Genomic DNA, 23,151 nt, shown 5'->3' on the forward strand with positions numbered 1-23,151 from the left:
TAAGGCTTATTTTTCAGTTTCGAAGGAAGCCTAAGGATTCAAAAATGCGAGAGAAGGCATTCGTATTTTTCTATATTTGTGAGCGTACGGATAAACTATGAGAGAAGATTATTTAAGTGGTGATGATGAAAGTCTAAGCCCAAAGGACAAGGATTTCGAAAAAGCTTTAAGACCCTTAAGCTTCGAGGATTTTACGGGACAATTCAAAATCGTAGAGAATTTACGGGTGTTTGTGCTAGCTGCCAAACGCAGAAATGAGCCATTGGATCACGTGCTTCTACACGGCCCTCCAGGCTTGGGTAAAACTACATTGAGCTACATTATTGCCAATGAATTACAGGCAGGCATCAAAATCACTTCTGGCCCAGTGCTCGATAAACCCTCAGACTTAGCAGGTTTACTGACCAATTTGGATGAAGGGGATGTGCTTTTTATAGATGAGATTCACCGGCTAAATCCTATTGTAGAGGAATACTTGTATTCTGCGATGGAGGATTTCCGCATTGATATCATGCTGGATTCAGGTCCAAATGCTCGTTCCGTTCAGATTTCTCTAAGTCCATTTACACTGATAGGAGCAACCACACGATCTGGCTTATTGACCTCTCCGCTTCGCGCGAGATTCGGAATCAATTCCAGATTAGAATATTACGATGCTAAATTATTAACGGACATCGTCACACGATCCGCTAGCATTTTGCAAACACCAATTGATGAAGTCGCAGCCTATGAAATTGCAAGAAGAAGCCGCGGAACGCCAAGAATTGCGAACATGCTACTTCGTAGAACGCGTGACTTCGCTGAGGTGAAAGGTGATGGAAAGATTACACTGGAAATCTCCAAAATCGCTCTGGATGCCCTGGATGTAGACGTGAATGGATTAGACGAAATGGATAACCGAATCTTGCTCACCATTATCGAAAAATTCAATGGAGGCCCTGTGGGTCTGAGTACGATCGCCACGGCTTGCAGTGAAGAGGCGGAGACAATTGAGGAAGTTTACGAACCCTTTTTAATCCAAGAAGGCTATTTGAAAAGAACCGCTCGAGGGCGAATGGCAACAGAGTTGGCTTATAAGCATTTGAAAATAAAACCAAATCTTGGAATGGGTGGGTTGTTTGAATAACGACTGATTAGTATCAAAAAAATAGCATCGAGTTAAATCCCGATGCTATTTTTTTGTCCTACAAATCCTAAGATTTATAGTATGCTAGTCCACTTTTAGAAAGAAAATGATACTCTAAAGTTAACTTTTGTACCTGGAGAAAGGCTGCTGAAGATTTGATTTTCAGCTTCATATGATTTATATACATACTCTTTCTTAGAATTCAGAATGTTATCCACACCAACACCTGCTTGAAGACGCTCATCAGCTCCGAAAGTTTTGTTGATATTCAAGTTCAAGCTATTGAAAGGCACAGAATACGTATCCGTTCTGTTACCGAAGCCTACATATTGTAAAGAAGAACCTTGCACATTGTAGAATACACCAGCTTCCCAACCAGTTTGGTAAGAATTAAAGCTCAACCCAGTGTTGATCAAGTATGGAGCCTGACCAGCCATATCACGAGTATCTTTGATCTCCTGACCTTCTCTAGCAGTCAATGACCTAGATCTAAACTCAGATTCAGACATTTTGATCTGAGATTTAGTGATCGTCACGTTCGTGTTCCAAGAGAAATTCTCGAAGCTAGGAGCTATGAATTTCAAAGATTTTCTGAACTCAAACTCCAAACCTGCAACTGTACCATTACCAACATTTCTTGGTTGGAAAGTTCCTGGATCCGCAAGGAACTGAACCATTTCGATAGGCTTCTCAAAAGTCTTGTAGAATGCACTTACAGATAGCATTTGTCCTCTATCCTGGAAAGCTTCCCATCTCAGGTCAAAGTTATTCACGTGAGTGGAAACCAAGTTCCCATCCCAAAGCACTTCAGTTCCACCATTGGTAGTTTCTGGATAAAGACCACCGATAAACGTTCTACCTGTGATTGGATCCAAAATTTCTGCATAAGAAAGCTCCTTGAAAGAAGGTCTCGCGATAGTTCTAGATGCAGAAGCACGAAGATTTTGATTTTCTTTCAGGTTGAAGATCAAATTAACAGTAGGGAAGAAATCCATGTCATTCAACACTTCTACCAAATCATAATTGATTGTTCCTGTCTGGTTAGTTCCAGTATAATACTGGTTGAATTTCTCAACTCTCAATCCAACGATCGCTTTTAGATTTTCTGCTGGATTAGCTTCCAAGGATGCATAACCTGCCATGTTTGTTGCGATAGAATTATAAGCGTTTGCATTGATAGGAATGAAATCCGCATTATACCTTACACCATTTCTATTATCCGCTGCGAAAAGATTCTCAGCAAGCAAAATCTCATTCGGATCACCCGAGAATTCTGTGCTACCTGTAGCAAACTGGAAGCTTTGGATATTAAAATCACGTTGTTTGAATACATAATTTCCACCAAATTTCACTTTTCCTTCTCTTGAAAAAAGAGAGACTTTCTTGGCAATATCACCCTTAGCTACGATGCTATATTCTTCCAAATCTCTCCAGATTCTAGCAGGAAGGCCTACCTCCGTGGATACAGTATTAGTCGGTTCTCTGAATCGCGTAAATCTAATATCTGGATCAGAAATGGTAGATCTTGTTGGAGCAAGCTTCCAGTTGATCTCCCAGTCATTTCCATTGATATAATGTGTTCCGGCAAGCAGAATACTTGTCAAACCTCTTTGGCTGTATTCCAAGTTATACTGTCTTGCTTCGAAGTTTGCACCTAAGTTTGTATTAATAAAAGCAAAATCGGCTGCTTTTGATTCACCATTCTGAAGGTGCATCAGATTCAATTTGAATTTTGAATTATCCGTCTTCAATGCAATCCCAGCAAGTCCTCCAAGTAATACGTTGTTGACACCGAAGTCTCCACGCTGTCTTTCCAACGCTTCTAACTCCGTCTGGTCTGCTTCTCTTGGCTTAGCATATAAGTTGTATTCAGCATCCTGATAGAACTCAGTTTCGTTCTTATAGGTCAAAGCGAAGTTATAACCCCAAGTTGCTTTTGGTCTAGCAAACTGATTTCCCAAGGAAAAGCTAATTCCTACGTCCATTAGGCTATTAGCTCTGTATCCACCTAGCGTCTTATTGAAATTACCAAGAATTGATTGGTACTCCATTCCTTTTGTTCCATTTGGATTACCAACTGCATCGCCATACTGAGGTATATCAGTTCTTCCATCTGTAGGAATAGCTCTGTTTCCATCATCGAAACCTAAAAAGTCTGTGCTACCACCGTCATATTTCAGGTAGTTAGAGTTGAAGTGCATCGATGGGTTGATGCCACCACTCAAGCTCAATCTCATGGATTTTTCTTCAGGAAAATCTTTTGTTTCTATATCTACTACACCTCCGGTGAAATCAGCAGGAAGGTCAGCAGTGAAAGATTTAGAAACGATAATGTTGTCGATCACATTGGTAGGAAATATATCCATCTGGATCGTATTTCTATCTGGATCAAGACCTGGAATATCCACGCCATTCAAAACAGTTTTGGTGTATCTGTCACCAAGTCCTCTTACATAAATGTATTTCCCTCCTTCGATAGAAACACCCGTTACACGCTTTACCGCAGATGCAGCATCTCCATCGCCTATCTGGCGAAATGTACTAGCGGAGATGCCGTCAATAAGGTTGGCAGCATTTCTTTTTACTGAAAGCAAAGCTGACTCTGTGGTTCTGATCGCTGCAGCAGATATTGTTACAGTTTCCAATTCAGAAGCCTCTTCAGCCATCAATAGATCAGAGATTACATTCACTTCGCCAGCATTCACCACTACCTCAGTAAGGTTGATAGAAGCGTAAGAAATGTAAGAAATTTGAAGTGTATAGCTACCTGGAGCTACTTGGATTTCGAATTTACCATCGAAGTCAGTAACTGCACCAGTTGCAGTTTCCTTTACTAAGACCGAAACACCAAATAATGGTTCGCCTGTACCCTCTTCGAAGATTGTACCACGAATGGTACCGTTTTGGGCAAACGCGAAACCTGCAAATACCTGAGAAAGTACTAGCAGAACTAAAACCAGGAATCCCTTCATAAGTGGATTGGTAGATTGATTTTTCATACAGCAATTAATTTGAATACTTCAAAAGAAGGAAGAAAGTAACCTTGCAAGTCCTTCCTTCCTTCTTTCAAAAGTGTGTGTTATTTTAGATCAGATATAGCTCCTGAAGCTGAAGTCCAAGACCAAGTGCTAGCGAAGGCAGATTTGTCTGCACCTACTGTGTTTGCACCCGCAGCTACAATCGTAGCATAAGCAGCAGTTCCGCCTTTAAATACTGTGGCAAGAGCAACACCGTCAGCTAGAGTAGCTTGAAGATTCATGAATTTTAAGTGTCCGTCTGCGAAAGTCGCTACAGTTTTGTCACCGCTTAGTGAAAGATCACCACGTCCATCTGTAGTAGCTGGATCAGCGAAGTTGAAGAAGTAAATGTTTTCAAAAGTTCCTCTTGCTCCATCTCTGAAGTCACCTAGTTCAGAAACACCGTTTCCTTTTACAGTACCATTTTTCAAAGTATGTGCTGCATTGTAAGATCCTTCTGGACCATCAATTTCAAGTGCGTGATCTGTCTCACCACCTGTCACTACAATGAAGTTGTCTAATGTGCCAGCCCAAGCTTGGTCAGTATCTAATCCATCATCACCTGCATTCCATATGATCGCATTCTTCACGTTTACAGAACCACCGAACCATTCGATTCCATCATCTTGGTTACCGATGATCTCTACATTTTCGATTACTGTTCCAGAACCAACCGCACCTAAAGTAAGGCCGTTGATTTCGTTTCCTTCGCCGATGTTAGCACCACCGTGACGGATAGATATATACTTTAGGATACCAGAATTGTCAGCATCATCAGTTCCACCATAAAGTCCATTTGTATCGGAAGGTGGGATACCTTCGATTTGAGTCTCAGTTACATCACCTGCAAGAGAAGCTTTAGCTTTACCAAGGATGATCAATCCGCCCCAAAGACCTGAAAGGTTTGGCTCAAGGTTAGGAGAGGCAATTTCACCTGGAGTGATTTCATCCGCAATAGTGGTGAAGATGATCGGTGAAGTAGCAGTTCCTTGCGCATCTATTTTTGCGCCTCTTGCGATGATCAATGCAGTAGCATTAGATCCTGATCCAACTTCGCCTTTTACAATTGTGCCTGGCTGGATTGTAAGTGTGTTACCAGCAGTAACAGCAATTCTACCTCCAAGAACATAAGTTTTACCTGTCTCCCAAGTAGTGTTAGTAGTGATATTTGAATCTATCATCAACACATCGTCAGTACCCGGAATTACTGGATCTACTGGTTTGTCGTTTCCATCAATACAGCTAGTGAAACCAATCACTACAGCTGCAAACATGATTAATAGAGAGTTGAACTTTTTCATTGAGATTTATAATTGATTAGGATTTGCCTTATTTGATGATACAAATCTGTCTCAATTTTCTACCTCAAGAGAATTTTTCGAATTATGCTTCTTTTACTAATACTTGCAGAATTTAATATTGGAATAATAAAAAGTGCATAAAAAAAGGCTTCTCTCTCGAAAAGCCTTTTTTTGCTGATATAGCTGTTATTTCAATGTTACCGATTTGTTAATCGGAACTTTCTCCATCAGGATTTTTACCAAGTCTCTGGTATTTATTCCATCAGCTTCAGCCTCATAATTAAGAATGATCCTATGATTTAGCACATCTTCTGCTATTTCCTTGATGTCTTCAGGCAAGACATAATCCCGTCCATCCATGAACGCAACTGCCTTTGAAGCTAAGTTCAAGTTGATACTCGCACGTGGCGACACACCAAACTGAATGTATTTCGCTTCATCTTTTAGTCCGTATTGCTCTGGGAATCTAGTTGCAAATACCAACTCAATAATATAGTGCTCTAATGGCTCGGCTATCTTCACTGCATTAATCTGACTACGGATATCAAAAATCTCATCCTTTGAAAGTATCGCATTCACCTCAGAGCTAAATGACATGTTTGCCATTCTACGCATCACTTCCATTTCATCTGCCTTGCTAGGATAGTCGATGTGTACTTTCATCATAAATCTATCCACTTGTGCTTCTGGAAGTGGGTAAGTTCCTTCTTGATCCACTGGGTTTTGCGTAGCAAGTACCAAAAAAGGTCTGTCCAACTTATAAGTCGTGTCGCCAATAGTCACCTGCTTTTCCTGCATGGCTTCCAAAAGTGCCGACTGAACCTTTGCCGGAGAACGGTTAATCTCATCCGCCAAAATCACATTGGAGAAAATCGGGCCTTTCTTCACTTCGAAAGTTGCTGCCTGCTGATTGTAGATCATTGTACCTATCAAATCCGCTGGAAGCAAATCTGGTGTGAACTGAATTCTATTGAAATCAAGATGAAGCACCTTGGCTAGCGTATTTACCGTCAAGGTCTTTGCTAAGCCCGGTACACCTTCCAAAAGAATGTGTCCATTGGTAAAAAGTCCAATCAAAAGTCTATTGACCATTCTGTCTTGGCCTACTACTACTTTCTTAACTTCCTGTATTACGTCTGCTATTTTTTCCTGATGCATGGAATTTGAATCTTTGAGTGCTTTTAACCGGAGACTAAAATAGAGGTTTTTGTCCCAAAGGACAATCTTAAATCTTAGAAGCGGTAATGCCTCACGATTAAAGGGATTTTATGATTTTTTAAGAAGGATTTTCTTGAGTATCTGAATAATTATTTCTCGTGGCGGCGCAGCGTTGGATAACCTTTAAGGTTTAGAAAACCTCGAAGGTTTTATCTTTGAAGTCTCCCGCTAAGGTGTAATAAAGAAATCAGGCTGCATTTTTTCCTTTAGAATTAGCTCTTCGCTACTCTCCTTACTCTAGCTTTTCCCAAGAAACCAATTAAACCTTCGAGGTCAAAAAAAGACCTCAAAGGTTATAGAACACCGCGTTGCTGCGTCGCCGCGAGAAAATCATTTATTCTATTTCCTATTCGCCTCCGTTTTTTTAAATCCAGTCAAGCCTAATTTGTGGTAAATCGTTTGTTCATCGAGTTCCTGTACTTCTCCTACTTTAAAATTAGCTATGGTCAATTTCTCCATGGACCAGCGCACCAATCTAAGTGTAGGATGCCCGATTGCGGCAGTCATCTTGCGCACTTGGCGGTTTTTACCCTCTATCAAAGTAAGAGAAATCCAGGTATCGGGAATGGAAGCTCTGTAGCGAATCGGTGGATCACGATCTGGAAGTGATGGAACGGGATCTAAGGTTTTGGCTATGGCAGGCTTTGTTTTGTAATCTTTTCCCTCCACATTGATCATCACTCCCTGCATTAGTCCTTTCAATGCTTCCGGCTCTGGAGTTCCTTCCACTTGCGCATAATATGTGCGCTGGTGTCCAAAGCGAGGATTCAGCAAATGATGATTCAATGATTTGTCGTCAGTGATAATCAAGAGTCCTTCCGAATCCTTGTCCAGTCTACCAACCGGATATACTTCCTTCGGAAAATCAAAAAGAGAAGCAAGTGTCTGCCCCTCTCCCGAAAATTGACATAAAACCCCAAAGGGCTTGTATATAATATAGTATCTAGCCAAAGTCAGTTAATTAACTTCCGCAGCCAACACAGTCGATGCTGGAATCGGTTGGTTTCACACCGTCACGTTCCATTTTCAGGTTGTGGATTTTGTCGCGAACCTCCATGTCTGCAAACATGTCGCCGGTAATTTGTGATTCCAACGCTTGGATTTGCTCGTTGTAGTTTTGAATTTGTACCTCGCTCATAAAAGTTAGATTTGAAGGGTTGAAATGATATCCTAAAATAGCCAGCGATCCTGAATAGTTCCTGATCTAAGCCTCATTTTTTTCGTCAAAAATGATTCCAACTGAGCAGTAGAAACTTACCTTCCGAAAATAATTACTAAAAATGTCCTTTTCAACGCTTAAAAATCTTCGCCAAATTTTACATCAAAACCCCGAGATCGCCGGTGAGGAATCTGTTACAGCGACGAAGATTTTGGACTTTTTCGAAAAACTCAATCCAGATCAAATCATTCAAAATTTAGGAGGAAATGGCCTTGCATTTATTTTTGAGGGGGGAAATCCTGGTAAAAGAAGTTTGTTTCGAGCTGAATTGGATGCCCTTCCCATACAGGAAATAGGAGAACCAACTTACAAAAGCCAAACTAAAGGAAAAGCACATCTTTGCGGCCATGATGGACATATGACGATCATTTGTGGCTTGGGAGAAAGATTAGCTGCGCAAAGACCTGAAAATGGAGAAGTCGTTTTACTTTTCCAGCCAGCTGAGGAAACCGGTGAAGGAGCGAGGAGAATTTTGGATGATCCACAATTCCAGCAGATTACGCCAGATTACGCCTTTGCACTTCACAATCTACCTGGTTTCCCATTACATCAATTGGTCACAAGAAAAGGGACATTTGCAGCGGGAAGCACAGGATTGACAATTTCTCTAACAGGAAAAACTTCCCATGCAGCTCATCCAGATGCAGGTATTAATCCAGCTTTTGCAATCGCTCGACTGATAGAATCCCTTCCAAAATTGCCAGAACAGCTACAAGGTTTTGCCTTGGTTACGGTGATTCATGCTGAGATCGGAAGTTTAGCTTTTGGAACCAGTGCTGGAAAAGGAAGTTTAAGCCTGACTATTCGAGCCTTTGACCAAAATGATCTGGAAAGGTTGATCAGCATGATTACTGAGGAAGCTAAAAGGATTGCTTCAGTAGAAAAACTGAGTTGTGAATTCAGCTTCGTGGAGTCATTCGCTGTTTCCAAAAACGACCCTAAAGCTGCTGAAATCGCTGAAGGAGCAATAAAAGGATTAGGCATGGAGGTTATAGAAAAACCAGAACCTTTCCGATGGTCAGAAGATTTTGGTTTATTCAGTCAGAGCTGTCCATCCTATTTATTTGGATTGGGATCTGGTGAAGACTGCCCTCAACTGCACGAACCTACCTATGATTTCCCCGATGAGTTGATAGAAACTGGTGTGAGGATTTTTGAGGGGATTGCGAGAAAGGTGAATGGCTAAAAAAATTTTTCAGGTTCTAAAAACCTAGAAGGTCTGAATGAAGTCCAGCTTCTGGACAAGCAGGACAACTCAGGGTTGTAGGATATCCAAGAAAAATCCTCCTAACCTCCTTTTCAAAAAAGGGGGAGTAGACCATTGCTCCTATACAGACGAGGAAATAGAAAATTTTACTTTGCGCAGTGGCGCCTCCCGATAACTATCGGGAGCGGGAGAATATAACTCCTAAAAAAAGCCGACTCTCGTCGGCTTTTTAATTATGTCTTACAAATCTGAATACTCAGCTGGATATAATAATCTAGTATCATTTCTAGACACGGTGTTTTGATACTCTGGAAGATCTTTCATCCCCTTCCATGCTGCATCGGCTCCGAATACTTTCCAATGCTCGTTTCTAATTTCCATATTTTCATGAGTAGTCATGTAGACTAAGTTAGGCATGTTTGCACCTGCAATAGTCTCTGCGTAAAATATTGGACTGCAATTTATTCTGCTGAAAATATCCATCTCACCAGAGTTAAACATTTTCACTTTTTGCTTATAAAGCCTTTCTGTTGGGCCTTCATAGCTTCTCAATTCATAAACTCTATCCTTTTTGGCATTTGTCAATTCCGATTCAGCAAATTTTGGCTGTCCAGTCATTGCCTGAAGTACAGAAGATTCAATTCTCTTATAAGGAGGCTTGTCAAAAGCAGCATTGATGTACGCACTTCCAGCAGTCTGATAGGTTTGATCTTTTGCCAGTTTCCCTTCCAACGCCAGATACTCATCCATGGACTTGAACGGGATAAATAAATACACTTTAGTGCCTGCATCTGGCTGTGAAGCTATAGGTTTGAAAACACCTACTTTAGCAATCCCATTTTTGTGTGCAGCAGGGATAAATGCTTTTGAAAGGTAATCATCAAGCATTGCTTCTTGCTCAGCATTTTCAATGTGGTAGGTTCTCAATTCGTAAAAATCTCTTTTCTGTGCAAAAAGATTTGAACTCATGAAAAAACATAAGGCTATAAAGCCAAGGGGAATCAGTTTTCTTACTTTCATTATTCGGTTTGTTTAGGTTTAATTGTTCAAGATAGAGCTTATCTCAATGACTAAATTACAGTTTCTAAGATAAGTATAAAAAGAAAAGCCGACTCTCGCCGGCTTTAATTCTTATGGATTACTATTCGCTTTTTTCATTGGATTGCTACCAGTAGATGCTCCTCTCGCAGCTCCGTTTCCTTTGAAAAGCTCAAATCTAGAAGGTTGATATTGTCTTGGCCAGTAATTACTGGATTCATCGATATCGGCCGTTTCTCTTTTTGGATCAAGGATGATTTGAGTCACTTCTTTCTTTTTCACAAAGACTTTAGTGATCTGAGTCTCATTTTTCCTCCAGATTTCCACAGGAATTCGATCAATTTCAGAAGAACCATCAGCATATTGGAATTCCACGATGATAGGCATTACCAATCCACCGACATTTTTGAAGGTGATTTCATAGAAATTCAAGTCACTTTCCATCAGCTCTTTTTCCTTCGGAGAAAGACTAGCCATAAACTTCTTATAGCTCTCTTCATCTTCTGGAGTCACAGTGAAAGGATTATAACTCGTATAGAAATCACGCGTCTCAGGATTTGATTCGATCACAGTCTCTTTGATAGCGGTTCTGTTGAACTCATTGGAAACATAGTCCTCGTCATGATCCGCTTCAGCCTTCATCGCAGCCTTTCTTTCAGCTGGAGTCTGATTATTCATTTTGTACAATGCTACATTTTCTATAGCGATATCCACTGGCTCAGTGCCATAGAACCAACCTCTCCAGAACCAGTCCAGATCAACTGCAGAAGCATCTTCCATCGTACGAAACAGATCCTCAGGAGTTGGATGCTTAAACTTCCATCTTCGAGCGTATTCTTTAAACGCATAATCAAACAACTCACGACCCATGACAGTCTCACGAAGAATATTTAATGCTGTAGCTGGTTTTGCATAGGCATTTGGACCAAACTGGATAATGTTTTCAGAATTGGTCATTATAGGTTCCAAAGTATTTGTAGTACTTCTCATGTAAGGCACAATCTTGTGCGCAGGACCACGGCGAGAAGGGAAATCACGATCCCATTCTTGCTCTGCCATAAACTGCATAAAGGTGTTCAAGCCCTCATCCATCCAAGTCCACTGACGCTCATCAGAATTGACAATCATTGGGAAAAAGTTGTGACCTACTTCGTGAATAATCACACCAATCATCCCGTTTTTGACAGCTTCAGAATAGGTTCCGTCAGGATCAGGGCGTCCATAGTTGAAACAAATCATCGGATATTCCATACCGTTAGCAGCTTCTACAGAGATAGCCGTTGGGTATGGATAGTCGAAGGTATGTGCAGAGTAAGATTTAATCGTATGAGCCACTACTCTGGTAGAGTATTGGCCATAGAGAGGATTGGCTTCTTTGGCATAATAAGACATCGCCATCACGTCTTTGCCACCTTGCTTCACAGCCATCGCATCCCAGATGAATTTGCGGGAAGAAGTCCATGCAAAATCCCGAACATTCTCAGCCTTAAATTTCCAGGTTTTTTTCGTAGTCGCTTTTCCTTTTTCAAGTTCAGTCGCTTCATCCTGTGTACGGATGACAACTGGTGCATCGTAAGTTTTTTGGGCAGTATTCCATCTGTTAAGTTCTATAGCAGAAAGTACCTGACTTGCATTTTGTAGCTCACCAGTAGCGCCTACCATATGATCGGAAGGCACGGTGATATTTACTTCATAATTACCAAAAACAAGTGCAAATTCACCTGAGCCCATGAATTGCTTGTTTTGCCAGCCTTCAAAATCAGAGTAAACAGCCATTCTAGGGAACCACTCAGCCATCGTATATAAGTAGTTGTCATCGCCTTCGAAGTACTCATAACCTGGACGCCCGCCGATATAGCCTACTCTATCTGTAATATTAAAAGTCCAATCCACTCCGAAGGTGAAGCTCGCCCCAGCCTTCAAAGGTGTAGGAAGATCAATTCGCATCATGGTATTGTTCACCGTAACTGGAAGCGGATTGCCTTTAGCATCTTTTACTTCCAGTACTTTATACCCAAAATCATCATTTGCCCAGATGAGACCTTCAAGCATACGAAGAGTCATTCTGGAATTGATAGAGCTTTCTGCAGCTTTTGGAGTATCAGAATCTGCTCCTCTCTGATTTTCTTCCAGTTGCACCCACAAATAAGTTAGCTGATCTGGAGAATTGTTGATATAAGTTACTTTTTCCGATCCTTTGATGGATTGATTCACATCATCTAACTCTACGTTAATCACATAGTTAGCCTGCTGTTGCCAATACATATGACCTGGCGCACCAGATGCGGTTCGGTAAACATTCGGTGAGCGAAGCATCGTTCCGAGCTGCTCAAATCGCTCTGCATGATTCTGCTCTGATTGCTGCGCAAAAGCAGGGAAAATCCCCGAAATTGCCAGTGCTGTAAGTGCAAGTAATTTTCTCATATCAATTCGTTTTTTTTTCAATCTCTAATCTCATATTCTCTTTTCTCCTCTTCACTCATCTGTCACCCGATACCTTACATCCTACTTTCCTCTACCAAAATTTCGTTTCTAACATCAGCATCAGTGCCACCCCGAAAACCATAGATGCTACCACCAATGTCCATTCTTTCCTACTAACTCCTGCTATTCCGACTAGGATGGATGTAACAAGTAGGAATGCACCGACGATAATCAACTGTCCTAATTCTAATCCTAGGTTGAATGCAAGCAAGGGCTGCCAAATACTAGCCTCCTTACCCAAAAGACTTCGCAGGTAGGTAGAAAAACCAAGACCATGAATCAATCCAAAGAACAGCGCGAACATGTAATTAATAGACAGCCCTTTGCCTGAAGCTGGCTTTGGACGAAGAATTGTTATGAATGCAGTGATTGCAATAGTGACTGGGATCAGGAATTCTATGAGCTCCGAGTTCACATTTACCAATTTGAAAGTAGCCAAAGCTAAAGTCAATGAATGGCCAATGGTGAATGCTGTGACCAGAATCACAACTTTGCGCCAATCCCTAGGAATAAAAACTGCGCAAAGTGCTAATACAAAAAGAATGTGGTCGTAGCCATGAATATCAAGGATATGCTGAAGGCCTAGACGGAAATACAATTGAAATGAACTCATAGAAAGGGTGAAATACCTCTAAAGAAGTAAATTGCGCAATAATACGGCATAATTAGCAGAAAAGACAGACGACAGAATACCAAATGCAACAGTTTTACTTATACATGATCAGCTTGGGATGGCTGGTATTTACCCATCCATTCCACATCAGTTTGACAGAGATCAAATGGAATGATCAAACTGAGCATCTGGAAATTTCTCAAAAGATTTTCTGGGATGACTTAGAAATAGGACTCAGTGGATATCATGGAAAATCGATTGACTTTTTGAACCCTGCCAATAAGGAATTGTTAAACATGCAAGTCAAAACTTACCTGCTTGCGCAAAATCAGCTATGGATAGCGGATAAAGAAGTTAAGGTAAATTTCATAGGCTATGAAATCGAAGATGATGCAGCCTGGTTCTACCTAGAATCTGAAAAAGTAGTAGAGCCCACTTCCATAAAAATCAGGAATTCCCTGCTGATTAAAGATTTTTCAGATCAAAATAATGTGGTCCAGGTCTATTTTGGATCTAATTCTCCTAAAAGTATCATACTAGGAAAAGGGAAAGAGTCTGGTGTTTTGAAAAAGAATTGATTGGAGTCCTTAAGCGAAATTCAGGTTGATGTCTTTTCTTCGATTCCATTGACATGCCTGTTTTCTAAGGTAGTCAATCACTACCAGATGTAAGAGTTATTACCTTGAATTGCAATTCCATCCAACACCTCCTATTTATCCTAAACTAAAAAAGTCCGACCCTAAGGCCGGACTTTTGAATTATAAGCGTATTTAATTAATAACCAGGATTCTGCGCGATTGGCGAAGAAATATTGGTTTGTAGTTCATCCAGAGGAATAGGCCATACGAACAAGTGGCTAGTATATGCCAAAGAGTGATCCATTGGGATAGCACCAGATTCATAAAAGCTCAATTTTGTGATTGATCTTGAAGTGGCTTTAAGCGGAATACCTGGCATCAAACCTTCTCCAGACAATCTGTGAATATCTGGCCATCTTCTTCCTTCAGCAAGAAACTCAATTCTTCGCTCATTGAAAATCGCATCAAGAACACCAGCCCCTAATCCGTCTACTGTATAAGGAGGTACTGATACAGGCAATGCACGACTTCTTACAGAATTAAGCAAGGTAACAGCTTCAGTCATTTTAGATGTTCTAGCATATGCTTCAGAAGCATTAAGAACCACCTCTGAAAATCTCAAAATTACATTAGGATCCGTGTAGGTAGTAGCATCCAGATATTTGCTAGTGAAAATGCCTGTACTGCTTTGTGTAGTCATAGAAGTTCTACGAGTATCCGCAGCATTCCAGAAATCTGCTCTCCAGATGATTGGGCTGATTTTCACTAGGCCTCTAGCTCCTAAATTTGGATTACCATACATAGAAGGAAGAGCACCGTTTACTCCAGGGTTAGCTGCCGCAGAATTTACAAAGGAGAAAATGTTGTCAGAACTAGTTCCGCCTCTGAAAGGAGTAGCAGGGTTAGCCGTAACAGCGTACTTAGAAGTAAGCTTGGTATATTCTGCCAAGACTCCAGCCCAATCTTTCATGTGCAATTTGATTCTAGATTTCAAAGCAATTGCAGCACCTTTGTTAGCTCTGAAAGCACCACCTTCTGGCAAGAAACCTTCTGCAGCATCTAGGTCCTTAAGCAATTGGGTATAATCCTCGCCTACAGTACCTCTTGGAACAGCTTCGCCATCTGGCACTTTCGTTACGTCATTAATACCGAATACTCGGTAAGGAATCCCTGCAGAAGAAGGATCATCAGAATACGGTCTTGCAAAGTGAATCAACAATTCATGGTGAGCCAAAGCTCTCATGAATAACATTTCACCTTTATATGCATTTCCAGCTTCAGCAGTTATGACCCCATTCGTTACAGCTACATCTAAGCTCTCCAAGATGATGTTCAATCTATTGATCATTCTATAAAGAGAGATCCACATACCTACATTATTAGCAGAAACAGGGCTGTAAGAGTTGTTGTAGGTGATTTCGTAGAAGGCTTGATCGTTGTACATATCTTCACCTCTCAGATCTCCTTGCTCCACATTCGCCGCTCCGAAAGGATAGCCACGCTGTACAGCATTGCTATAAAATCCTCTTTGAGCTGATTCATACACTCCTAATACAGCGGACTCAATACGAGCCCCCGTAGCGAATGCTTCCGAATCAGGAATAAGGTTAGCCGGCACCAATTCAGTCACCTCACATGCACTGGTAAAGCCTAACAGGGCTGCACCAACCAATGCCATTTTGATATTTTTTATTGCGAATTTTTTCATAATAATTTTTCGGTTTGAGTGATTAGAAACCTACGTTTATGCCGAGAGTATATGTACGTATGATCGGAGCCACGTTCCAATCCACACCGAAGCTAAGCTGACCTGAGTAAGAGTTCGCTTCTGGATCCAAGCCTGAATAGCCTGTAAATGTGAATGGATTCTGAACTTGACCAAATATCCTCACATTAGAAATCGCTCCGTTAAAAGCAGTCTGTAGTGCAGAAGTAGGGATAGTGTATCCAAGTACGATGTTTTGAATTTTCACGTAATCACCTTTCTCCACGAATCTTGAGTTAGATACTGAGTTTTGCCACATATTTTGATCCTGACCAGAGTAAAGCTTAGGCACGTCAGTTACCTGACCGCTTTCTGTCCATCTATTTAGGATACTAGCATGGTTGTTTGAGAAACCTTGGCCCATAAGACCCCTAAGAGACTCATTCATGATGTAGTTTCCACCAGAGAATCTAGTGAAAATTTCAGCATCAAAGTTTCCGAATTTGAAGTTGTTAGCCCATCCACCTTGCCACTTAGGCAATGTATTTCCCAAATATTCTTGAGTAGGTCCAGAAGCTGCTGTAGCTACATTTGCTGGATTTGCTGGATCGTACGTTTTAAAGCCAAGTTGTCCTTGTACCAAATTATACTGTACGATATTATCTCCTGAATAATACATTGGGTTACCATTGGCAGGGTTAACACCAGCCCACACTGCTCCGTAAAGCTGTGCGATAGGATTTCCAACTTCAGTTCTGTTATAAGTACCAGTCAATGGACTGATCAAATTAGTAACCTCATTTTCGATGTATGAGACATTGAAGTCAGTATCCCAAGAGAATTTGCCTCTGTTAATCACATTAGAGAATACTCTTAATTCAATACCAGAGTTCTCCATCTGTCCTACGTTCTGGTTGATACTGTTACCCGGTACACCCAATGAAGGAGCCGTAGGAGCGGCCAAAATCATCCCATCAATATTATTTTTGAAGTAATCTGCGGAGATGGTTACTTTTCCAATCGTCATATCAAGACCGAAATTCAGCTTTTTAGAAGTTTCCCACTGTAGATCAGCATTAGCAATTCTATTGTAACCGATACCAGCTCCAGCTCCACCTAATACCGGGCTGTAGCCACCATAAGCAGCAAAAGAATCAATACCTGTGTTGCCTACTTCAGCATAAGATGCTCTTAGCTTCAAGTCAGAGATCAATTCAGAGTTGAAAAATGCTTCGTCAGAAAGTCTCCATCCTACTGATCCTCCAAAGAAAGTACCTCTTTGGTTTTCTACTGCTAGATCAGAGATTCCATCATTTCTTACCGTGAAAGATGCTAGATACTTGCCTTTGTATGAATAGTTAAATCTACCGAAGTAAGAATCATAACCTCTTTCTGTATAGCTACCGCCTGAGAATTGGTTATTATAAGAACCTGAGATCAAGTTGTTTCTTCTGAAATAATCATCAGAAACATCTGTACCCTGGCCACTAAATCCATAAAATTTAGCGAATTGATATTCCAAACCAGCAGTTACATTCAAATTATGATCATCTGCAAATACTGTCTGGTAGTTCAATGTGTTCTGCCAGTTCCACTGATAAGCAGGGTTTGTAGCCATATATACGCTACCGTTTGAACTTCTTCCATCGCCATGTCTTGCATCTAATGATTGAAAATCATCTGCTAGCGTTATGTCAACTCCAATTTGTGTCCTAGCTGTAAGACCAGTTATAATGTCTATTTCTCCATATCCATTACCTATCATTCTGTTGGTACGGCTTCTATAGATATTGTTTTGTAGTACAAATCCAATGTTAGGAATATTGTTATCTGGACCAGCCGCATTAGCTCCAAAGCCAGTTGTCGCTCCGTTGGCAGTTACGTTAAATCCATCAAAGGCAGTATTCGCTGCATCGTAAATAGGAACGTTTGGCAATGATCTCGTAGAATTGTATATAGCGCCAGAGAGAGAATTAGAACCATTATTTAAGCCGAAAATCTCAGTGAAAGAATAGGATAAGGATGTTCCCACTCTTACCGATTTTGAGATACTATGGTCCAAATTAGCTCTAAAAGAATATCTACTCAACTCATTAGGCCTCACTGCTGATTCTTGATCCGTAAATCCTAGTGAGAAGAAGTATTTGGTAGATTCAGATCCGCCAGCAACAGATAGATTGTGTTGTTGGGTAAATCCACTTCTGAACACCAAATCTTGCCAGTCAGTATTCACACCTGGAGCAGCTAGTTCAGATTGTTTTGCATTGGTTCTTTTTTCATTAGCAATCGTCACCCATTCATCACCCGAAAGTAGATCGAAGGTATCGACAGCTTCGTTAACCCCCATAGTCATGCTATAGTTTACTTTAGCTTTGCCCGAAGCTCCTCGCTTGGTAGTGATCAAAATCACACCATTTGCAGCTCTAGAACCGTAAATCGCAGAAGCAGAACCATCCTTCAATACTTCAAATGAAGCAATATCCGCAGGGTTAATATTTGCCATTGGGTTAGCGGCATTAACTGCAGATCTATCTGAATTCACCATCGGTACTCCATCAATTACGAAGAGTGGACTTGCACTTGAACTCAGTGAGTTTACACCTCGGATACGAATGATCGGCGCAGAACCCAAGATACCATTTGGAGTAGTTACCGACACACCTGGAGCCCTACCAGCAAGTTGAGATTCAAAGGAAGGAGAAATTAGGTTCTCTATGGCTGAGGCATCAATAGATGCGACAGAGCCAGTGATTTCTCTTCTTTCTTGGGTACCATAACCTACTACTACCACCTCATTAAGGGTTTTAACATCCACATCCATTGTTACATTAATAATGGAATTGGAACCGATTGGCATCTCCTTGGTCAAATAGCCAACAAAGCTGAAAATAAGAGTAGTCGCGTCAGCTGGAACTTGGAGAGAATAGCTTCCATCCAAATCAGTGATCACACCTTGCGCAGTACCTTTCACTACTACACTAGCACCTGGAATGCCTTCTGGCTCTTCAGCCGAAATGACCCTTCCAGTGATCGTCTTGCTCTGCGCCATTACTGACACTAAGGTCAGGACCGCGAAAGCAAAGGTTAATAAAACTTTCTTCATAGGTTGAACATTTACGTTTAGTTATATTTTGCTTACAATATCAAGCGAAAGTTTGATATGAAAAAGAGCACAACCCCCACTAAATCAACCCTATGAAGTATTTTATATCGAAAATTTGCCATTTTTAGTAAAACACAAGTTTCCAATAGCCAAATTTTATGTAAATCAGATTTTTATTTCAAATTTTTGGATTTTTAATGCAAAATATTCTGGTTTTTAGTAAATAAATTCTGATTTCGATCCTTAATAACCTAAACGTTTAAAAGATACTTAACTGGCTTCTAAATTATTTATGCATTTCTGCCAAATAAAATTCTTTTAATCAATTAGTTTTAATCAAAATCTGCAGAATTATATCGGGTCAAATTTGCTTAAGCAAATATTTAAAACATATTTTATATCGCATATAAATGATTTTGCAGAATTATATGACATTTTGAAAAAATCAAAAAAAATTGCACTTTTTTAATTAAAATCAATTTGGAACTAAAAATAAAGCCAAACTACTACCCCATATTCACTTTTCTACACAAAATCCATACTCCATCTACCTTTTTTAATAGGGCAATGTGCGGCACTACCAATTTTTGAGTAAGCTTCATTTCAGTTGAAAAATGTACAATATTCTGAAACTGTGATTTCTTTAAATCCTTATAAGCAATGGTCATATGAGGATGATAATTTCGATCGCTGAGTTCATCTATTAGATTCAATTCTTTCTTACAAAATGATTTTAAATCCTTTTGAAAATCATACAACTCCTGATCGGCATCTACACCTAGATAGATTACCCTTTCTCCAAATGTCCTCACACCTTTTATCGTTACAGTCATCGGCTTATAAGTAGCTACAAAATTTCTGAGTAACTCGGTAAGCTTTTCCTCTTTCGCTTCGCTGTAAACAAAAGGCATTTTTAAAGTGATGTGTGCTGGCGATTTTAGCGCAAACTTGGCTTGGAAGCGATCTCTAATTTCATGTTTCAGATTTGTGACCCGTTCTTGAAACTCACCTTCGGGTACAATCGCCAAAAAATACTTTTGCATCACTTTCATATGTACATAATTTTCTCACAAAGGTTTTATGAACTCTCGCATGTATTTTAACCAGGCCTTTGTATGTTGATTACATGCTCGAGTTCATCAGGCTAAATTACCTCGAAAAAGAATTCATGGGGTAAAAACAAAAAAAGTATTCGATAAACTGGATCAAAGTTTTAAATTAAGGGGAATAAACACCAAACAGCTATGAAGTATTTTTATAAGGCCATGATTGGTCTTGATCTTACTGAGATGGATGATATCCTGATCAAAAAAACGATTGTGTACCTAAAGTTCCTAGGGATAGATAAATGCTACTTTGTACATGTATCCAAGAATTTGGCTGTGCCTGATGAGATTCTGAAAAACCATCCTGAATTACTCGCGCCAGGGGACGAATCCATTGAAGCACTAATCAAGTCAAAGCTTGATGAATTTGATTTTCCTGAAAGTATGGACATCGAAGTTTTCGCGGAAGAAGGTGCGCATCCTTTGGAAACACTTTTAAGATGGGCCAAAATAAAGGATGTTGACCTTATTATAATGGGCAGAAAAGAGGAACTGGAAGGAAATGGTTCATTGGCCAAAGGAATAGCCAAAAAAGCACCTTGTTCAGTACTCCTGTTACAAGAGAGAAGACCTCCTGGACTACCTAAAAAAATCATGATCCCATCAGATTTCTCTGACCATACAGATTTGATCTATGATTTCGGTGAACGAATTTCTGAAGAACTGGGTGCAGAACTGATTCCAGTCCATTTATACGAAGTACCGCATGGCTATTCTAAAACTGGAAAAACATTTGAAGAATTTGCAGAAATCATGAAGGATAATGCACAGGAGGACTTCAAGCGCTTTATCCAGAAATTTAACCACAAGGAATTAACCTGTCATTTCGTCCTTAATAATGGTGAAGGCCAGGGAAAAGCATTGCTCGAGGAAGCCCAAAAAATAGAAGCAGACATGATCTTGCTAGGATCCCGTGGTAAAACAAAATCAGCTGCCATTCTACTAGGAAGCGTAGCTGAAAAATTGGTCTTAGTAAATAATATTTTACCTATGCTCATCTTCAAGAAAAAAGGTGAGACTATGGGTTTCTTTGAAGCCTTATTTAAAGTCTAAATCGGCTTACTTAGAAAAAAACAAACCTGATCCCCTTTGCCCTCCTGATTATATCGGAGGGCTTTTTTGTCTAAAGCCACTAATTCTTCCTTTGAAAAAACATCATTTACTGATTTTTGATGAAGGGCAAAACCCCTCTCATACAATGCAGTGCCCCAGAATTGAAAAGCGGTGGAGTCAAACAACACTTCGTCTAGGTTAAAACCAATAGCCTTTGAAATCTTCTCAAATCCAGAAATGGTAGGAATAATCAAATGTCGCGGCGCATCTAGCTGAACCCACAGCTCTCTCTTCTCTTTCCATACAGCTGCATCAGCTACAGGGGTTCTTATTAAAAGCTTTCCTCCGGGATTAAGCTTATCAAAACAAGCATTTAATATTTCCGTAGGGTTTTCCATGTGCTCAAATGCATGATGCATCATGATTATATCAAAGGAAGTATCACTTTCTTCTATTCGTTGTTTTAGAAGCTGAAGACTTGAGTTGATTACATTATCCTTTTCAATAAATGGATCAAAGCCATACAAATCTGTAAAACCTGAGGCATACAATTCATAAAGCAACTGGCCATTTCCGCATCCTACATCAGCTATTTTCGCATGAAAATCTGGCGCCAATTTCTTTAGCCAATAGCCATAGATCGGTTCGAAAACAGTTGCATTAGTCCTTAGAAATAAATTCATGCGAATCTGCTTAAATACTCTTCTCGGATAGCTAGACTGAACTAAGGGTAAAAACGAATAGTATTCAGAGTTCGAATAATAAGCAGAGAGATCAGTGGGTACCTCATCCAACTGAATAGATTTGCAACCTTCACATTCTGAATAGGCGAACGTTCCTCCCATCCCAAACATGCGCTCACTTCCTTCAAAAGATATGAGACTTGAACTTCCACAAAACTTACAGGATTTTGGTAAATCAATAGGCATTGTCACGGGTAAAAATCAGCTCTCTGACAGTCTTGATCATGATCCCCATATCAAATAAAAATGACCAGTTATTGATATAGAATGAGTCCAAACGAACTCTAGAGCGAATCTGAAACGGATTTTCTATTTCACCACGGTATCCACTCACCTGAGCTAGACCAGTGATTCCTGGGCGGATCTTGTGTCTAGAGTTATATTTTTCGATCTGTGTCTTGAAGGTTTGGTTCATAGGAATAGTATGAGGCCTAGGGCCTACCACAGACATGTCACCAAACAATACATTGATAAATTGAGGCATTTCATCCAGTGACGAAGCACGAAGAAATGCTCCAGTTCTTGTGACACGAGGATCATTTTTGGTTGCCTGTTTCACATCCGAATAATCATTAGGAGTCATGGATCTAAACTTGAGACAATTGAACACCTTATTATTCACACCATTCCTCTGCTGAATAAAGAAAACAGGCCCTCGGGATTCTAATTTTATCAGAATCCCAACCAATGGAATTAACCATGAAAGGATGAACAAAATCACAAAACTGGCAAACAAAACGTCAAATACTCTCTTTGCAAAGCTATTCAAGGCATTATCAAGTGGTATTTCATTTACATTGATAACAAAAAAGTCCCCATATCGCGAGAATGACAAATTCTTTTCGAGCTGCAAACTCCCTCCAGGGATCATTTTTACTTTGATATAATTGTCATCAGCAAAGTCAATCACTCTTTTGACCAGGCCTGATTCTAAGTGTTCATGGATATATATAAGATCTAAATCCAAGTCTCCAGCTTCTCTAAAAAAATCTACAATTCCACCTCTAGTTTGATTACACTCGGCTTGGTCATCATAATACCCAATGAAATTGATTCCAAATTCTTTACGGATTTTAAATACATCTGCAAGCAACGGGCTAGTACCTCCCTTGCCCACTATAATTGCATTATGGTAGTTGTTGCCTTTGCTTCTATAGTTTCGAAGCAATATGTGTACTCCCACGCGGAACATTCCCATCAGAAGCAACATGCCGAGTCCTAATGACAGTACAGGACTGACCTGCAGAGTCGGATTTCGGAAAGGAAGCCAAACAATAGTAGTAGCACAAATAAACCAAATCACAGTGATCAAAAGCCTTGTCAGCGTTTGCTCATATTCATCTGTACGCTCTATTTTATAATCTTTTCTTAGTGCAGAGATCAAAAGCCACAACACGCTAAGTACTGAAATCGTACCCAACTCATCGCCATCAAAAATCCCCACAAACTGAAGAATTGAATTACAAATCAGCAATGCTAGCAAGGAAGCTAAAAAGTCGCTAGCGGAAAATACCCATGGAAAATACTTGTCAAATCTTCTCTTCATAAAAATGCCACCTAAAAAAGGCTTTTTACCCTTCTAAAACCCAGATAGATTATTTAGATACGCAATGAGATTCATTTCAGAGTCAAAATTAAGA

General features: G+C 40.1%; 17 protein-coding genes. 4 read left to right on the top strand and 13 right to left on the bottom strand.

Annotated features, from left to right (window positions below; all coding sequences use genetic code 11):
- Positions 1 to 97: 97 nt before the first annotated feature.
- Positions 98 to 1,126: a Holliday junction branch migration DNA helicase RuvB gene (gene ruvB, locus BM291_RS00685; protein ID WP_092894247.1), complete on the top strand. Its 1,029-nt coding sequence runs from the start codon at positions 98 to 100 to the stop codon at positions 1,124 to 1,126.
- 95 nt (positions 1,127 to 1,221) lie between these two features.
- On the opposite strand, the gene BM291_RS00690 is transcribed toward ruvB, so the two are convergent.
- The 5 genes from BM291_RS00690 to BM291_RS22005 all read right to left on the bottom strand — a co-directional run bounded on the left by BM291_RS00690 (position 1,222) and on the right by BM291_RS22005 (position 7,800).
- A complete protein-coding gene (locus BM291_RS00690; RefSeq protein ID WP_092894248.1) occupies positions 1,222 to 4,125 on the bottom strand; it encodes a TonB-dependent receptor in 2,904 nt (967 codons plus the stop codon).
- 80 nt (positions 4,126 to 4,205) lie between these two features.
- Positions 4,206 to 5,444, bottom strand: coding sequence for a hypothetical protein (locus BM291_RS00695; RefSeq protein ID WP_092894249.1), 1,239 nt, complete (start codon positions 5,442 to 5,444; stop codon positions 4,206 to 4,208).
- Between the two features lie 186 nt (positions 5,445 to 5,630).
- Positions 5,631 to 6,602, bottom strand: a complete 972-nt coding sequence (locus BM291_RS00700) for an AAA family ATPase (RefSeq protein WP_092894250.1) — start codon at positions 6,600 to 6,602, stop codon at positions 5,631 to 5,633.
- 399 nt (positions 6,603 to 7,001) lie between these two features.
- Complete coding sequence (locus BM291_RS00705; RefSeq protein ID WP_092894251.1) at positions 7,002 to 7,613, bottom strand: pseudouridine synthase; 612 nt, start codon at positions 7,611 to 7,613, stop codon at positions 7,002 to 7,004.
- Between the two features lie 10 nt (positions 7,614 to 7,623).
- Positions 7,624 to 7,800, bottom strand: coding sequence for a hypothetical protein (locus tag BM291_RS22005; protein WP_175499628.1), 177 nt, complete (start codon positions 7,798 to 7,800; stop codon positions 7,624 to 7,626).
- Between the two features lie 142 nt (positions 7,801 to 7,942).
- Here BM291_RS22005 and BM291_RS00710 point away from each other — a divergent pair, with 142 nt between their 5' ends.
- Positions 7,943 to 9,067 carry an amidohydrolase gene (locus tag BM291_RS00710; protein ID WP_092894252.1) on the top strand — a complete coding sequence of 375 codons (1,125 nt, stop codon included), beginning with the start codon at positions 7,943 to 7,945 and terminating at the stop codon, positions 9,065 to 9,067.
- Positions 9,068 to 9,328: 261 nt separating this feature from the next.
- Here the strand turns inward: BM291_RS00710 and BM291_RS00715 are convergent, their stop codons facing one another.
- The 3 genes from BM291_RS00715 to BM291_RS00725 form a co-directional block, all read right to left on the bottom strand.
- A complete protein-coding gene (locus BM291_RS00715) occupies positions 9,329 to 10,108 on the bottom strand; it encodes an NIPSNAP family protein (protein ID WP_092894253.1) in 780 nt (259 codons plus the stop codon).
- A 111-nt stretch (positions 10,109 to 10,219) separates the two neighbouring features.
- Positions 10,220 to 12,550: a M1 family metallopeptidase gene (locus BM291_RS00720; protein ID WP_092894254.1), complete on the bottom strand. Its 2,331-nt coding sequence runs from the start codon at positions 12,548 to 12,550 to the stop codon at positions 10,220 to 10,222.
- 91 nt (positions 12,551 to 12,641) lie between these two features.
- A complete protein-coding gene (locus BM291_RS00725; protein WP_092894255.1) occupies positions 12,642 to 13,223 on the bottom strand; it encodes a HupE/UreJ family protein in 582 nt (193 codons plus the stop codon).
- Positions 13,224 to 13,306: 83 nt separating this feature from the next.
- On the opposite strand from BM291_RS00725, the gene BM291_RS00730 reads away from it, so the two are divergent.
- On the top strand, positions 13,307 to 13,801 hold the full coding sequence (locus tag BM291_RS00730; RefSeq protein WP_092894256.1) for a DUF6702 family protein: 495 nt from the start codon (positions 13,307 to 13,309) through the stop codon (positions 13,799 to 13,801).
- Positions 13,802 to 13,997: 196 nt separating this feature from the next.
- Here BM291_RS00730 and BM291_RS00735 read toward each other — a convergent pair whose 3' ends face one another.
- The 3 genes from BM291_RS00735 to BM291_RS00745 form a co-directional block, all read right to left on the bottom strand.
- A complete protein-coding gene (locus BM291_RS00735; RefSeq protein WP_092894257.1) occupies positions 13,998 to 15,509 on the bottom strand; it encodes a RagB/SusD family nutrient uptake outer membrane protein in 1,512 nt (503 codons plus the stop codon).
- A gap of 22 nt (positions 15,510 to 15,531) precedes the next feature.
- Complete coding sequence (locus BM291_RS00740) at positions 15,532 to 18,609, bottom strand: SusC/RagA family TonB-linked outer membrane protein (RefSeq protein ID WP_092894258.1); 3,078 nt, start codon at positions 18,607 to 18,609, stop codon at positions 15,532 to 15,534.
- Positions 18,610 to 19,115: 506 nt separating this feature from the next.
- Positions 19,116 to 19,661 carry a 2'-5' RNA ligase family protein gene (locus BM291_RS00745; RefSeq protein ID WP_092894259.1) on the bottom strand — a complete coding sequence of 182 codons (546 nt, stop codon included), beginning with the start codon at positions 19,659 to 19,661 and terminating at the stop codon, positions 19,116 to 19,118.
- 192 nt (positions 19,662 to 19,853) lie between these two features.
- Between BM291_RS00745 and BM291_RS00750 the strand changes: the two genes are divergently transcribed.
- A complete protein-coding gene (locus tag BM291_RS00750; RefSeq protein WP_092894260.1) occupies positions 19,854 to 20,768 on the top strand; it encodes a universal stress protein in 915 nt (304 codons plus the stop codon).
- On the opposite strand, the gene BM291_RS00755 is transcribed toward BM291_RS00750, so the two are convergent.
- Together BM291_RS00755 and BM291_RS00760 are read right to left on the bottom strand one after the other, a co-directional pair.
- Complete coding sequence (locus BM291_RS00755; protein ID WP_092894261.1) at positions 20,765 to 21,697, bottom strand: class I SAM-dependent methyltransferase; 933 nt, start codon at positions 21,695 to 21,697, stop codon at positions 20,765 to 20,767. The two genes, BM291_RS00750 and BM291_RS00755, sit on opposite strands and share 4 nt — an antisense overlap.
- Positions 21,687 to 23,057: an exopolysaccharide biosynthesis polyprenyl glycosylphosphotransferase gene (locus tag BM291_RS00760; RefSeq protein WP_092894262.1), complete on the bottom strand. Its 1,371-nt coding sequence runs from the start codon at positions 23,055 to 23,057 to the stop codon at positions 21,687 to 21,689. Before BM291_RS00760 ends, BM291_RS00755 begins: the two co-directional genes overlap by 11 nt.
- Between the last annotated feature and the right edge of the window lie 94 nt (positions 23,058 to 23,151).

The sequence above is a fragment of the Algoriphagus aquimarinus genome, assembly GCF_900112005.1.
Lineage (GTDB): Bacteria > Bacteroidota > Bacteroidia > Cytophagales > Cyclobacteriaceae > Algoriphagus > Algoriphagus aquimarinus.